General features: G+C 57.1%; 20 protein-coding genes and 1 pseudogene. 2 read left to right on the top strand and 19 right to left on the bottom strand.

Features of this window, described 5'->3' with window-relative positions; genetic code table 11:
• Position 1: 1 nt before the first annotated feature.
• The 16 genes from JCM17844_RS03220 to JCM17844_RS03145 all read right to left on the bottom strand — a co-directional run bounded on the left by JCM17844_RS03220 (position 2) and on the right by JCM17844_RS03145 (position 10734).
• Complete coding sequence (locus JCM17844_RS03220; protein ID WP_149999648.1) at positions 2-844, bottom strand: phage/gene transfer agent baseplate hub protein; 843 nt, start codon at positions 842-844, stop codon at positions 2-4.
• A 3-nt stretch (positions 845-847) separates the two neighbouring features.
• Complete coding sequence (locus JCM17844_RS03215) at positions 848-3205, bottom strand: DUF2460 domain-containing protein (RefSeq protein WP_149999647.1); 2358 nt, start codon at positions 3203-3205, stop codon at positions 848-850.
• Positions 3206-3207: 2 nt separating this feature from the next.
• Positions 3208-3852, bottom strand: coding sequence for a tail tape measure protein (locus JCM17844_RS03210; RefSeq protein ID WP_149999646.1), 645 nt, complete (start codon positions 3850-3852; stop codon positions 3208-3210).
• A gap of 17 nt (positions 3853-3869) precedes the next feature.
• A complete protein-coding gene (locus tag JCM17844_RS03205; RefSeq protein WP_149999645.1) occupies positions 3870-4115 on the bottom strand; it encodes a hypothetical protein in 246 nt (81 codons plus the stop codon).
• A 99-nt stretch (positions 4116-4214) separates the two neighbouring features.
• Positions 4215-4379: a phage tail assembly chaperone gene (locus JCM17844_RS03200; RefSeq protein ID WP_149999644.1), complete on the bottom strand. Its 165-nt coding sequence runs from the start codon at positions 4377-4379 to the stop codon at positions 4215-4217.
• Positions 4366-4695 carry a GTA-gp10 family protein gene (locus JCM17844_RS03195; protein WP_149999643.1) on the bottom strand — a complete coding sequence of 110 codons (330 nt, stop codon included), beginning with the start codon at positions 4693-4695 and terminating at the stop codon, positions 4366-4368. Before JCM17844_RS03195 ends, JCM17844_RS03200 begins: the two co-directional genes overlap by 14 nt.
• Positions 4692-5108: a phage major tail protein, TP901-1 family gene (locus JCM17844_RS03190; protein ID WP_149999642.1), complete on the bottom strand. Its 417-nt coding sequence runs from the start codon at positions 5106-5108 to the stop codon at positions 4692-4694. The genes JCM17844_RS03195 and JCM17844_RS03190 overlap by 4 nt, the downstream gene beginning before the upstream one ends.
• A gap of 20 nt (positions 5109-5128) precedes the next feature.
• Positions 5129-5530, bottom strand: coding sequence for a DUF3168 domain-containing protein (locus JCM17844_RS03185; protein ID WP_149999641.1), 402 nt, complete (start codon positions 5528-5530; stop codon positions 5129-5131).
• Positions 5527-5886, bottom strand: coding sequence for an HK97-gp10 family putative phage morphogenesis protein (locus tag JCM17844_RS03180; RefSeq protein WP_149999640.1), 360 nt, complete (start codon positions 5884-5886; stop codon positions 5527-5529). Before JCM17844_RS03180 ends, JCM17844_RS03185 begins: the two co-directional genes overlap by 4 nt.
• A complete protein-coding gene (locus tag JCM17844_RS03175) occupies positions 5883-6215 on the bottom strand; it encodes a phage head closure protein (protein ID WP_149999639.1) in 333 nt (110 codons plus the stop codon). Before JCM17844_RS03175 ends, JCM17844_RS03180 begins: the two co-directional genes overlap by 4 nt.
• Positions 6212-6772, bottom strand: a complete 561-nt coding sequence (locus JCM17844_RS03170) for a head-tail connector protein (protein WP_149999638.1) — start codon at positions 6770-6772, stop codon at positions 6212-6214. Before JCM17844_RS03170 ends, JCM17844_RS03175 begins: the two co-directional genes overlap by 4 nt.
• Positions 6773-6893: 121 nt before the next feature.
• Positions 6894-8129 (bottom strand): phage major capsid protein, encoded by a 1236-nt coding sequence (locus JCM17844_RS03165; protein WP_149999637.1) that lies wholly within the window; start codon positions 8127-8129, stop codon positions 6894-6896.
• The gene (locus JCM17844_RS03160) at positions 8126-8800 is read right to left on the bottom strand and encodes an HK97 family phage prohead protease (RefSeq protein ID WP_149999636.1); all 675 of its coding nucleotides are present in this window, start codon (positions 8798-8800) and stop codon (positions 8126-8128) included. The genes JCM17844_RS03165 and JCM17844_RS03160 overlap by 4 nt, the downstream gene beginning before the upstream one ends.
• Before the next feature lie 16 nt (positions 8801-8816).
• Entirely contained in the window at positions 8817-9134 is a 318-nt protein-coding gene (locus JCM17844_RS03155) for a DUF6127 family protein (RefSeq protein ID WP_210431261.1), read from the bottom strand.
• 120 nt (positions 9135-9254) lie between these two features.
• Positions 9255-9599 (bottom strand): pesticin C-terminus-like muramidase, encoded by a 345-nt coding sequence (locus JCM17844_RS03150; protein WP_149999635.1) that lies wholly within the window; start codon positions 9597-9599, stop codon positions 9255-9257.
• Between the two features lie 469 nt (positions 9600-10068).
• Positions 10069-10734: a hypothetical protein gene (locus JCM17844_RS03145; protein WP_149999634.1), complete on the bottom strand. Its 666-nt coding sequence runs from the start codon at positions 10732-10734 to the stop codon at positions 10069-10071.
• Between the two features lie 73 nt (positions 10735-10807).
• Here JCM17844_RS03145 and JCM17844_RS03140 point away from each other — a divergent pair, with 73 nt between their 5' ends.
• Positions 10808-11500: a hypothetical protein gene (locus JCM17844_RS03140; RefSeq protein WP_149999633.1), complete on the top strand. Its 693-nt coding sequence runs from the start codon at positions 10808-10810 to the stop codon at positions 11498-11500.
• 24 nt (positions 11501-11524) lie between these two features.
• Here the strand turns inward: JCM17844_RS03140 and JCM17844_RS03135 are convergent, their stop codons facing one another.
• The 3 genes and pseudogenes from JCM17844_RS03135 to JCM17844_RS14235 all read right to left on the bottom strand — a co-directional run bounded on the left by JCM17844_RS03135 (position 11525) and on the right by JCM17844_RS14235 (position 13541).
• On the bottom strand, positions 11525-12313 hold the full coding sequence (locus JCM17844_RS03135; protein ID WP_210431260.1) for a pesticin C-terminus-like muramidase: 789 nt from the start codon (positions 12311-12313) through the stop codon (positions 11525-11527).
• A pseudogene (locus tag JCM17844_RS03130) lies at positions 12297-13282 on the bottom strand (phage portal protein). The gene JCM17844_RS03135 and the pseudogene JCM17844_RS03130 overlap by 17 nt, the downstream one beginning before the upstream one ends.
• Positions 13242-13541 (bottom strand): hypothetical protein, encoded by a 300-nt coding sequence (locus tag JCM17844_RS14235; protein ID WP_210431257.1) that lies wholly within the window; start codon positions 13539-13541, stop codon positions 13242-13244. Before JCM17844_RS14235 ends, JCM17844_RS03130 begins: the two are co-directional and overlap by 41 nt.
• A gap of 86 nt (positions 13542-13627) precedes the next feature.
• Here JCM17844_RS14235 and JCM17844_RS03125 point away from each other — a divergent pair, with 86 nt between their 5' ends.
• Positions 13628-14011: a hypothetical protein gene (locus tag JCM17844_RS03125; RefSeq protein WP_149999631.1), complete on the top strand. Its 384-nt coding sequence runs from the start codon at positions 13628-13630 to the stop codon at positions 14009-14011.
• Positions 14012-14014: the final 3 nt, after the last annotated feature.

Here is a 14014-nt window from a genome sequence, read left to right as displayed (position 1 = left end):
TTTATTGGAAACCCGGATAATCCAGCAAAGCATCAATTCCGGGAACGAAAGGGTCGCCGCGAAAATTTGACACATTGTCGAATTTTTCGCGGCACACCGCCAATGTCTTGTCGCAGCCCGCTGTCAAGGTGAACACATCGCCCACAGCCATGGGCCTTGGCGGGGCCTGAAACAAGGTTAGCCGGCCCATTTCAAAGCGCCGCACTTCGCTAACCAGGCCACCATTTCCCCCCAAATGCCAGCGCAGCTTCCCAAAATCATACCATCCATCCGGATCGCCGCTGAAATCCACCACGAAAACGGTTTCGTCGATCACTGTCTGAACCGATGCCGTGCGCCGAAAGGCATTCAAAGACTTCTTGCACCGCCGATCTCCAAGTTCTGCCCGGCAACCGGGGGAATATTGTTCGGTGATGCTTTGTGACAGCGCGTGCGTAAGGCCCCGCACTTCCGCACGAAAGCCTCCATCGATGCGGGTGATCCGGCCCAGCGTTCCTTGTTTTACAAGCAATTGACCGGCATCGGGATTGTTCCAATCCACCATGAACACCGTCACCCGTGCCCCATCGAAACGACCGCTGGACAGATCGTCCGGCACCAGATTCGTGCTTTCCAAAACCCCTTCGATCTCCAGATTATCGGTGGCCAGATCAGCCGTATCCCGCGCGGCTGTTGCCGATAGCCCGCCATCTGCATGATAGCGAACACCCCCCACCATCAGATCGCGGTCATGGGAGGTAAGAGCCACCAACACCCCATCGCGTCTTTGAAGCCGCCAACAGGTGGCAAGACTCGTAACCTGTTGCGCCAGATGCGTTTGAAGCTGCGGAGTAATCTGCCGCATGGCTTATTCCTTGATTTCAAGAAGGCGGATGGCGGGGGCGGCCCCTGTATCGAATGCCTCCAATGATAAAGACAATGCGTCATCGGCAAAACGCACCGGCACATCGAACAAAAATCCGGCGCTTACAACCGCGCCGTCCAGCGGCGCCACATCAAAGCGCACCAAACCGCTATGCGGATCAACACTCCATCCTGTGGTTCGCTCCACCCCATCCAGAGCAATACGCACAGATCCATCCACCGGTCGCGTAATACGCCGGATATGCGCCATGTCGCCATCGCCATAGCGTTTGATCAACTGGAACTCCTGATTGCTGCCATCACCGACACCAATCTCCTGATCTGTAGGGGCGGGCGGACTGCGATCCAAAGACGATCTGTGATCGGCCCAATCACGGAAGCGAAAGCCATAAGCCCGGCCCGCTCGCGCCCGGAAAAAGGCCATCAGTTGCGCAAGATCATCCACCGAACGCAGACCGCTCGAAATATCATAATCCGCCCGCGCCTGATCCCAATCACGGTTGCGCCGTTCATGGCCCGAAGCCGTGGCCACCACACGAGTTGAAAAGCGCGGACCACCTGTCGATCCGAAACTGACCGTATCGGGTAGCCGCACATCATGAAATCCAGCCAAATCCTGCTCCTTTTGATCCAGATCGAACATCACCACGCCATCCCGCACCACCTGCGTATAGGCCCAGATCACCCGTTCGGAAAAACCCCGCCGTTCGGCATCTTCCAAGGCGAATTCAATATTGCGCCAGATATGGCGGTCTTCTTCTAAAAGCACAAAACCGCTGAAGAACTGTGTCTTTTCAAGTGGATATCCCAATTCCGAAACCACGCTATCGACCCCACGCGCATGATCTGCCCAATTGCCGTCGATCACATGGTCATAATCTTCGATCTGCATCAGGTCATAAGCGGGAGACGCCCAATGGCTCACTGGAAAATTGACGCTGCGTAGCATTGGTGCGCTGTCATCCAGAACTTGCGGGGTAAAAAACAACAGCGCCACGTGCGCGCCGGGATACCGGCCTTTCACATGATCGCGCAGCCGGTGCGTTGCAGCCCCCAATTTCTCGCCCAGCCAATCCAGAAAAAGCTGCTGCTCGGCGGATGGAATCTCGGTGGCACTTTGATGCTTCTCCGGCACCGGATGCCCTGTTTCCAAAGGATATGCGGCAAGGGTTTGGGGATCATAAAAATGTGGTATGCGCCCCTCACCCAAAGAAACCCACCACCATGGCTCGCCAATTTGAAACACAAGCGGCAACCCCGCGGCATCCATCAAATCGCCAAAAGCCGAAAAGACCCGTTCCAACCAGCCCAAGGCCTCCCCGTTCGTGGGCGCGATCAAGGTGGATGGCGGCTCCCAGCCGGTCAGGGCGCGGCTGCCATCATGGGCCCTTTGCGCCCACGCATCGGGCGCATTTTGGTCCAAAATCTCAAAAGACAAGGATAAAACCAGTGTCATCCGAAAGCGGGCAAGGCGAGAAAACAGATCTGTATGCCATGCCAGCGTTGCCGCATTGAGCGCCGGAGCGGCAGGATCAACCACCCAGCGCAAAGCCTGAGCATCCCATGCCATGGTGTAATAATGGCTCATCCCCACATAATGGGTGAACCATGCCCGATAGCCCAATTGCAGCACATTGCGCATCAGCCGCGCGGGCGTGATGTTGAAGCTGTCGTCATAGCCATTGGCCATACGAATAGTGTGGGGCTTCACATAATCATCGCCAATCGCCAAATCCGCATTGCCGCCGGTGACGCGGATATCGCTCATGCTGACGCGCCCTTCCACAGCCCCGCCGGTCAGTGGGCTATCATCTTCCGGATCATAATCATCGGGAACCATGGAAATGAACATGCGATCGATATCGCCCGCATAAACCGGATCCGCTTCCGCAGGCAGAAAAAACCCACCATCCAGATTATTGAAATCAAGAGTGATCACAGCATTGCTTGCTGTGCCGGACGCATAGTTCCACAGGCGCACGAACCATGTGCGCGGCGTCCCCGTGGCATCACGCCCTTCAATGGTCAGGGTTGGACCAAAGCCATCGGCCAGCGTCTTGATCCCCACGCTTTGCCAGCGGAATGTTAAAATCACATGGCGATAATCGCGTCGGGTTTCATAAGACAACAAGGGATGATCGAATAAATCCTCGCTTTCCCAGATCAATCCGGCCAGATCGTTTCGCTGGTAAAAAACCAAAGACACGTCCAGGGCTTCGCCGCCGGGATTGGTGACGGCGGCCATCATCGGACGCGGAAAATTCACCGTCCAGAATCGCGGGTCGAAGCGGGTGATGGACTGCTCCTCAAAGCGGTCCGCCTTTTGCGATAACCACAACATGCTCAATCGAACCTTTGTGCCTGTGCCAACGCCCGACGCACGGATAAAGCAATTTGCGTGGCGCTTTGCCGCCCATCCCCTAGGCCGTTCTCACCACTTACATTGATGGTGATGGAAATCGGGCGATCGCTGCCGCCACTTATGCCGGGGCGATTGGGCTGAATTTGTCCGGCCCCACGCGGCACGAACACTTCCGGCCCTTGTTCGCCCACGATATAGGGTTGGCCGGGGGCAACCGGCCCACCTGTGGCCCGCCCCGGCAAACCAAGCAAGCCACCCAATGCCTTTGAAAAAATCCCGCCACCGCCCAATCCCCCGAATTGGGGGAAAAAGGCATCCAATGCTGCGGACGCAATATCCCCAAGGGCGGAAACGGCAACCGATTTCAGGCTGTCAAAAGAAAGTTCTCCACTTTGGGTAAAGCGCTGCAAGGCCGATTCCAGTTCGGAAAACGTCCCGCGGGCCGATTGCCCGATGGCCTGCCCCAACTCGGCAGCGCCGGTCAGGCTTTGGTCAAGGGCATCTTGCGGCAGAGCAGCCATGGCTTCAAAATCGTCCAAAGCCGCCTGGGCCTGTGCCATATCACTGCGAAACCGGCGTGAGTCCGCACGCAGGCTCACGACAAGCGCGTCCAGTTCAACTGTCATGAAATCTGTCTTTTTTGTCAGTGGCGCGTGAAACCCGCGATCATTTGCAGCACGCGACCGGTGAAGAACACAACGAGATAGGTGATGATCCGGCTTTGATCGACACCATGAAAATCTGTCTCGATCATCCGGAAAACCTCGACCACCAGAAGAACGAAGGACACAAGCTGCATCCCCATTCCCCCATAACGCAACCATTTGCGCCAAGGCTTGGGCGCAGCTGCGCCTTCATATTCAGACAGGCCCGCTTTTCGGGCTGCCACGCGTTCTCTCAAAGGTTTTCGTCTCGGATGATGCGCCATAGACCATTTATGGCGTTGCCGGGCCTTTATCGTCAACCGGGTGATCTGGAAAACGTTGCATCAGGCTTCCAATTCATCCGGCTTCAAAGCCGCGCGCAGCTGTGACGCACCGGTTCCCAGCGCCATTCTCATATCCGCAGGCGTTGCCGCCCAGAACATGTCCGGCGACCAGCCCAGCCGCCGCATGGCCAGCCCCGCCAAAGACGGGAAGTCAATCGCTTGCATCGGGTTGGCCCAGAATTCCTGCCAAAAGCGCTCGATAAGCCCGCAATGGCTCCAGCAATCCCGTCGCGACAATGCGGTCGCCAATGGCCTCGATACTCGGCGTTGCCTCCCCTGCCCCGGCCTTATGGCAATGGTGAAACACCACCGCCATATCCTGTACCTGCACATGACCATCGCCTGCTTTTTGAACCAGGCTCAGGATCGGTGCGTGATTTTGTTCGATCCGCGACAGGGCCGCAAACGTCGGGCGTAAAAAAAACGCCTCCCCGTCAAGGGCAAACACCACATCGCCACGCTCTTTCACCGGCCCGCTCATGGAGCCACCGAAAGATCGATCACGCCAGCACTTTCCAGCGACATGGTATAGGTCCGCGCCCCATCATGTTCGCCGGAATAATCCAGTGTCGTCACCTGAAAGGGCCCACTGAACAGATCGCCATTCTCGAACAAGATTTGAAAATTGGCGATTGATCCCGCCAAGGCCTGCGCCCGCAGTGCGGTTTCCGCCGCACTATTGGTAAAGATGCCAGAGCCGGAAACGGACAAACGCCGCACACCGGCCCCGCTCAAAAGAGAACGCCACCCCCCTGAATCCTTATGGGTTATATCCACGGCTGTGCTGTTGATATTCAAGGACGTGGAGCGCATCCCCCCGATGGTCGAGAAAATCTCCGGATTTGCCCCATCGCCAAGTTTCACAAGAAACCCGCGCCCTTTTTCTGCTGTCATGGCCATCTCCATTCCATGGATCAAAGAGTTTGAATAAGTGCCGAGAAGCGCAGCTGTCCCTGCCGCACCCCATCGGGATCACGCAAAGTTTGCAAACTTTCAAAGCTGAACGCCGCCACATGGCCGCCTTCAATAACCAAGGGCACAGACATTAACCGGTCATGCACCCTATCGGCCAAAGCAAGCAGTTGATGGTCACCGGGCTTGTCCGAAAACACCCGGATGGTCAGTCGCCAACGCTTGCCGTTCAGCCCCTGCGCCGACCAATCGCTTGCCTGAAACGGACCCACCAGCACAAAAGGCAATGCATGATGGCGGTGTGGTTCATCAAACACGCCGGAAATTTGCGCCATAAGGGCGCTATCGCTTGTCAGAGTCTCGATAACAGCCCGTTGCAGGCCTAAAAATCCGGAAAGGCTCATGCGGCATCTCCTTTGCCCAGGGCGGTGCGCAGCCCTGTCACCACCTCATCAAAGGCCGGTTGCAAGAAAGGCTCCGCCGCCATCCGCGCTGTTCCCAGTTCCACAAACACCGCATAAGGCGCGCTGGCTTGAACCGAAAATCCAGTCTCAAGCGGCGCAACAGACAGGCTTTCCGCCAAGATACTTGGTGTGGCGCGGCCTGCCTGCCTTTGTGTCAAAATCTGCGCTCGGGCCAGATCGGCCAGATCATTGGCCGCCTCCTCGAGCTGTTTGCGCAAGGCTTGCTCGGCGCGAGACATGGCTTTTTCCAGCCCCCGTTCCACGGCCTCCTTGCCATCAAGGCGCATCTCGATCATGGGAGACGCTCCTCACAGCCAAGGGTTAAAAATGTCGTATCTGCCGCATGCGGGGCAATGGAGCGAATATCCAGCGCCCGCCCGCGCCATAAAACCCGGTCACCGGGGCGCATATCGGCCAAGGCCCGTATAATCAAACGATAGCGCACACGATTATGCGGGCGATCCGCCGACAAAGGGTCTTCCGCACCCAATGGCACCACAGTCGCCCAAAGGCGGCCTAATCCCTCCCAACTCTCAACGGGGGCACCGGCTTCATCTGTCAGCCAGTGCGGGCGTTGATGCTCCACTCTTTGGTCGAGCCGTCCTGCATCCAATTCCCCGCTCATAGGCGCACCATCCGGTATGGGCCAAGCAGGCTGCGTACCGATTGCGCCAATATATGTCCCGTTCCGCCGCGCTGCTGATAAAGCGATGCAACCACCAACAAAATGGCGTGCCGGATGGGCGCAGGAATATCTTGGGCTGCGGGGCCATATCCGGCAGAGAAATCAATCTCGATGCCGCCATGTTTTTGGCCGGCTTTTGGAAAACCGCCCACAGATGTCGCCACAAGAAAGCCCGGCTCTGCACGGCTTTCCACGCGGTAAAGCATTGGGTCCATGATCTGGGTTTCGCCAGCCCTGTGGATCAGGCGTACCGCCTCCACCGACAATAGCGGCGGTTTGGGCAAGCACACCGTCCCATTTTCGGGCCAATGATCCCGCACCAACTGCCAGCGCTGCGTGATCAGCGCCCGGCCAAGAAAGTCTTCCACAGTCCGCCGCGCCGCTTGCAAATAGCTTTGAAGAAGACTGTCCTCATCCATATGGTCGATCCGCAGATGGGCTTTGATTTCGGCCAGATCCAGCGGTTCCACCGGCGGGGGTTGCAGCAGGGTGATCATAAGGTTTTCCTGTCCGTCTTGATAAATTCCGCTGTTGTGTTGAAAACCGGCCTTGCACGAAAAAGGGCGGACGCATCCTCTGCCCCCGCCCCTGTGCCTCAACCGGGCATCACGCCTATGATCAGGCCGCCGAGAATTTCAGCAATTTGATAGCGTCGGAATTCACGACACTGCCACCAACCCGCCGCGTGGTGTAAAAATGCACGAATGGCTTGTTGGAATAAGGATCGCGCAACACCCGCGTTCCCATACGGTCGGCAATCAGATAACCGCGCTGGAAATTGCCAAAAGCCACCGACAGGCTATCGGCCGCCACATCCGGCATATCTTCGGCTTCCACCACCGGGAACCCCAACAAAGTGCTGGCCTGTCCCTGCTGAAGGCCGGGCCGCCAAAGATAATCGCCATCGGCATCCTTGAACTTGCGGATCATATTCAAGGTAGCGGAATTCATCACAAAGTGCGCCCCGGCCCGATAGCCCGCCTTCAGGCTATGCACCAGATCAAACAGATGGTCTGCCGGATCGCTGACCGAAAAATCTCCCGCAACTCCGGTGCTCACATGCTGAAGGGCGCCAAAAGCCCGTGTCGCATCATTGGCGGCGCTGGTCGCACTGCCAAGAAACCCCTTCGGCTTGTTGATGCCATCGCCAGAAATGAACGCGGCCCCTTCTTTTTGCGCAAATTCCAAAGCCAATTCGCCAGCCAGCCAGCTTTCCACATCGAAAAAAGCATCATCCAGCATGGTTTGTGTGGCTGCCGGATTGGCAAAAATCTCGCCCATGGGCGGCGCGATTTCGGCAAAATCCGGGCTTGCGGTTTCGGCGCGGGCATCGCTTTCCCCAACCCAGCCGGAAGCGGGGCCGGTGGTCGCTACCAGCTTGCGGTAATTGGCCGACCCAATCTGCGTAACCGATGCAATAGAACGGATAGGAGACAGGTCTTTCAAACGTTGCTCGATCAAATGATCGATTTCCATCGGTACCGCATAGCCCCCTTCCGATGGCGTTGCGATATTCAGGGATTTTTCTTCCAAACGCGCCACATCGCGCTCTAGCCCCTTGCGGACATAGCCATTCACAAAAGCGGATTTATGCGCGTCCACAACCCGGCCAGACCCCGTATCTCCCGATAAAGACGGACGGTTCGCCGCCACCGACACACCATCGATCTGCGCCTCAAGGCGTTTCATTTCCTCGCTCAAGCGGCCCAATTTTTCTTCAATCAGATGATCCGCATAGCCTTTTGTCCGCCGTTCGATCTCTGCGGCATCATTATTGGCCTTAAAGGCCTCAAAGGTCTGCCCAAGCCGTTCAACAGCGGCTTTCACTTGCAGGGCGGTGGTTGACTGGCTCATAAAAGCGTTCCTTCATTGTTCATATTTGCCTGTTCAAGGACAGCCGTCATTCGGTGAATGCTGTCCATCGCCTCAAGCCAGCCCGCATCATCTTCCCGATGGCCAAGCCCCTTGAAGCCATGCGCCGCAAGCGCTTTGGCTTCGCGGCGTGAAAACCCGCCTGCCTCTCGCAGAAAGGTTTCGAAATCCCGGATGGTTGTCTTGTTTCCCGCCTTAAAGGCATGGACCCGCGCCGCGGATTGCATGGGAAAGGTCACCAAAGACACCTCCCACAAATCCACCTGATCCAGCAGACGCGCGCCGGTTTTCGCATCCTGACGCGCTTTGACGACACGATATCCTATGGAAAGTCCATCCAAAGCGCCCATACGCATCAAGGCATGGGCCTCGCGCGCTTTTTCCACATCCATCAGCAAACGGCCCTTCACGAACAAGCCGCGCGCATCTTCATGAAGCGCCTCGATCACTCCCAAGGGCTGGGCGGGATCATGCTGCCATAACAGCTTGACCTGCGCCGCCGGACGCGCCTTCAATGATGCGTCAAAAGCGCCCCGTTGCATGATGTCGTCGCCATCATCCAACAGATCAAAAACCGACGCATAGCCTTCAAACGCACCTTCCCCGTTTGCCGCCTTCACATTGAAAGCGGCATGCACCGTATTTTGCTCCATCGTGGATTTCCCGAATTCAGCCGGCAGGCGGCCAGAGTTTCAATTTCAGGGTCAGCCCTGCAACAATGGCAAGCATCAAACCCGTTATCACCCAGCGTACAATCGTGTGCCAGGCGGTGCGGCGCGCGACGCGCCAAGCCCCCAAAAGATCACGCAATTCGCACACATCCCGAAGCGCTTGCTCGTCTTCCAACCCCACATGGCGCAATACCCGCATCGCTCCACGTTCGCTGGCTTCTTCCACCAATGCCCGTAAGGTGGGGCTATTGGCTCCCTGCGCCTGGGCCTGTTCCACAAGCGCCGTGAGGATGGCCGTCTCAGTTTGATCGGTCACAATGGCCACTTCCTTTGATCCGAAAATATGCTGAATGATGTGACGCTGAAAACACTTCAAGGCCCATTGATGCAGCTCTTCACCGGGAAACGCACGGCAACAATCAGGAACAGGAAATCCCTAACCCCTGATCGTGCTGTCTGCCATGATGGCAACGCTCATGGTTTCTTGACGTTTTGAGCGTTTGCCGGGGGCTTTGAGATACGGAAACGCCTCCAACAGCTTGTTGGCCTCTTTATCGCGGCGGGGCTGAAACCCGTCTCCAAAATCACGGAACTCTTCTAAAGCTTTCTGCCACTCGCCCCGGGTCACGAACTCCCAAAATCTCGGCGTGCCGCCCTCTTTTGATGGAAGATGCAAATTCGGCCCATATTGCGTCGCCACGCTGGCGATGACCGTCTGTGCTGCAGGTGGTAAATCCTGAAAGCGGAGATGACGGCTATGACGGTTAAAATTCCGCGCCACCTCCGACCGTCACACCGCTGTCATCAATCGTTTTACCGCCCATCTCCAATATATAGGCTTGACGTAGAAACCCCTCCCTTTGGTCCAGAAAGTCTTCATCAATATCCAAATTTTCTTTCTGAATCAGCTCGCCCCTCCCTCATCCACAAAGCCCGATTGAGTTCCTGATAATCGACAGAGGCATCGCCGCCGGGAATGCCCAAAAGCATCGGCGGCCCCCCACAGGTCAGCGCACTCTTATGGGCGGTCGCCCTCATCCGTTGCGGTTGGCGGTAAAAGCTTTCCGGTGACAATCAGGAACAGCATCGTGCCGTAATCCGCCACCCCTGCCTCCGACACATCCGGCAACCAGCGTCATTCACCTTCGCCAGATTGGCCATAAGGTCACGCTGAATGGCCTCATATCGCTTGCCTTCATACGCGACTATTTTCCAAAGGCTTCCATTGTCGCTATCCTTCCAGCCCTCGATTATTTTCTCGATTTCAAGGGGCAGGTCCCCAGAGGCATAATCCGGCGAATGATACCAGGCAAACAGCTCGGCAACGAGTTCATTATCGCCTGCTTCTGTATCCGCAGCCGTATACTCAACTTACGCATTGCGGATATCTTTAAGGCTGAAAGAACCGGCGATATTGGCCCCTTCGCATTCTGCAATGCATGGCCCAGCTCATGACGAATGACATAGCGCTTCCCCGCCTCCGGCGTCCGCTCGGACTCCCGTGCGAACATGGTCGAAACGAACACGCCATCGCCAGCCGCCATTCCGCGCACCTCGCTCTCACTCAGCGTCGGCTTGAAGACGATGGTCTGTGCTATCACTCGATCGCCGGTCTTGATATGTTTCACCAATCCCAGATCGTTCTCACCATCCGGGTTCTTCGGCTCTCGATCGCCCAGATTGGTTTGCACCCGCCGCAACCCCTCGAGTGTCCAGTCCTTGTCGCGCACCCCGCCAAGCGCACGGGTGCGGTCCAGTTCCGCCTCGAAATCCTCAAGGTTCCGGATCACCTCACCCTCGGTCAGCTTGCGACCGAAAGACGCCTCGCGCTGCTCCGGCGTATAGCTGCGAAGGGCATCATTGAGCCCAACGCCGTGTTTGTCCCGCAGTCTGGCAATCCGGCGGGCCACCTCCACCGAACGGATGTCGTCAAAAGTCCCCTCCCCCTCGTCCGCATAGTCCAGTAGCAATCTATAGATAGATGAAACTATGGACACCATTGCGCGCAGGTTGTATTCTTACCGGCCATATCTCCTGTCACTAATTCATCCAGACGGAATTGGAGCCAAAGCCAAAATGACACGGCACGCGCTTCCCCTGCTCCTTGCCGCCTGTATCTTGTCGTTCATCCCGGCAACGGGTCGAGCCGGGGATTGCACAATCCACACACTCTCGGAATGCCGCAACACCAATCGACTCATGTGGGATCCAGCCTTCCGTGAAGCGAGGGAGGCATTCATCGGAGACCGGCCCGCAGGGTGGCTCTATGAAAACGGAACCATGTTGGGGCAAGTCAATACCGTCCTTGGTGGACCTCCCGATGAACCGGTCTATTTCTCAGATAATCTCGTCCGCTTTTCCGCCTGCCGCCCACACTCCTGCGATGAGAAGGGCGCGGTCGTCCTCACCACCGATGGCGAGATCGTCGCAGTTGGGGTGCTTCATTTCGATAATTCACGAACGCGCAGCGGCCACCCGATGCTGACGATCCTGACCCGAAAAAGAGATGACCGCTTTCAGGAAGCCGCCGATCATCTGATCGCATGGTATGAGATGGTCACGACCGACTATAATAACTGGCAGAAAGAGAGCTATGGCCTGTCCGACACATCGGACGAGCTCAGAAAGACAAGTGACCCTGAAATCGTCCTATTAGCGGGCACGCCGGACTCTCAGCCTTGAACGATCATGGCACCTTAGCGGCGCTCATGGTTTTTTACGGTCCGGGAGTTTGCCGGGATCGTTGAGATTGGGGAATGCCTTAAGCAATTTGTCGGCCTCCAGATCGCGTCGATTCTGAAACCCGTCGCCAAAATCGCGCAATTCCTCCAGCGCGCTTTGCCAGTCCCCTTGGGTGACAAATCCCCAGAATTTTGGCGCCTTGTTATTTCCCTTTGGTCCAAAATTTGGACCATATTGCAAGGACACGCTGGCGATGACGGTTTGGGCTTCGGACGCCAGATCGAAGAAGCGCTGTGTGCTTTCCCGATCATAAGCCGCCACCAATCTCACGAAAATACCATCATGCAGCTTATTTGTCAGATCGCGCGCTTCTTCCACGGATAAATACAAGGGCTGCTCTCGCAGCACGCGCTGGGCCTCTTCCCGTCTTTTGCCAAGATAAGGCGTCAAACGCTCTAATGTCTGCTCATCCACCCCCAAGGTCGCAAGGCCAGCGCGAGTTTGCTGCCCCAAATCCACACCTGCACCGATAGTCACGCCGCTCTGGTCGATAGGCTCGCCATTTTTATCAATGGGAATGTTGCCATCGGCGCGCAAACCGCCTTCCCTGGCTTCAATAAATTTCCGATCACCCTGAAATTCCGCAAGCCGACCATCAACACGGGAAACCTCCCCCACTTCGCCCTCCCCCTCGTCCACATAGTCCACAAAGCAGCGGCAATTTGCCGTCTGCTCGAAGGAGCCAGCGGGGTCCGATGGCAGCAACGACTGCTCGCCATGCACATCGAAATGTTCATCAATACCGATCTTCACGCCGTTCATCCCCGCCGGCAATAGGGGAAAGCCCCACCGCCGCGCGCTGTTCATTCACGGTCAGGAAGGCCGCCGCCCCCACACGCGCCCACAGGGCTTCACGCTCAACCGCCAAAGCAGGCAATGCATCGCGGTCCGCCACCAGCCGCACAGGATCCCCTTCTTTCGACAAAAAGCGCGACAGGCCCAACAACACCCGATCCACCAAAGGCAGCAGGGTCAACCGCCACAAGGCCCGATTGGCTTCTTGATAATTGGCATAGGTATTGTCGCCGGGAATGCCCAAAAGCATCGGCGGCACCCCGAAGGCCAGCGCAATTTCGCGGGCCGCCACATTCTTGGTGTTGATGAAATCCATATCCGCCGGCGAAAAGGCCATCTGTTGCCATTTCAAGCCGCCTTCCAGCAAAAGAGGCCGGCCGGCATTGGCAGCGCCTTGGAACTGCGCTTCCATTTCAGCCTTAAGCCGCCCCACCTGCTCATCGGTCAGATTGCCGGGTACGCCGTCCCCCGGCTCAAACACCAAAGCCCCCGAAGCCCGCGCCGCATTATCCAAAAGAGCCTTGTTCCAGCTTGATGCCGCATTGTGCACATCCATAGACTTTGCCGCCGCCTCCAGCGCCGACAGGCCATAATGATCATCCGCGGGATGAAAATTCTTCAGATGCAGGATAGGCGAACGGCCACTGGGCTGATGCACCTTGAAGCGATGCACATGGCCACCCAACCGATATTCATAGGCTTCGGGCCACCCACGCGCACCGGGAACCACCGTCATCCGTTCCGGGCGCAAGGCATAAAGCTCTGCCACACGCCCCGAAGAAGCATCCACACGCTCGATATAGCATTGCCCGCCAGCAACAACCAGGCATAGACCTGCTCTAAAAAGCTGGCACCATCCTGCATGGGATTGGGGGAAGCCAGCACATCAAGCAAAGGATGCGCAGCCACACGATGATCGGCGCGCATCACATGGATCGGCACGCATCACATGGATCGGCACAGAGGCCGCACATTCCGCCACCAATCGCACCGCACGATTGGCCACCACATTGTCGCGAAAGCCGTTTTGCACCAATGCCTGATAACTGCGGGCGCTCCAATTGGCGCTGCCCATAGATAAAAGCGCCGCCCCCGGATACCGCCCCTTCGCATGGCCCAGGCCGGAAACGGCGCTTTCCTTTTGTTCGCCGCCCAGCCTGTGCCGCATTCTGCTGATAAATGACATGAGATTCCCGTTTGTTGATGACCGCCCTTGGCAAGGCTGCGGTCCTTGGTTAGTGTCGCCCATCCAAGAGAGTGAGAGACGAAGTCATGAACACGCCCCGCAAAAACCGGCTCAGCGCCGCATCTCTGACACTGGTCGCCGCCTTTCTGCTGTCCGGCACGGCCTTTACCGCACCGGATTGCGGGGATCCGCCCCTGAACGAACCGGCCATTCCCCAAGCGAGCAAAGCCACCCGCGAGTCCATGCTGGCCGGTGTGAATGCCGTAAAAGCATATAGTGGTGCTGTGGATACGTGGCTGACCTGCAAGGATCGCCGCAGCGTCGAGGTGTTTCAGTGGATGACCGAAGAACAACGCACCCGCTGGGAAGAAGACCTCAACAAAGTGCATGAACGCCGGGTCGAGGTGCAGCGCCAGATGAATGAAGCCATCCGCGCGTTCAATAAAGTAAACACCGACAGCAACAGCTAAGCC

Origin of the sequence: Iodidimonas gelatinilytica, assembly GCF_008579125.1 — a bacterium.
In the GTDB taxonomy this organism is placed as follows: Bacteria; Pseudomonadota; Alphaproteobacteria; order Sphingomonadales; family Rhodothalassiaceae; genus Iodidimonas; species Iodidimonas muriae.
The sequence above is the reverse complement of the archived record's forward strand: the minus strand, read 5'-3'. Positions and strand labels throughout refer to the sequence as shown.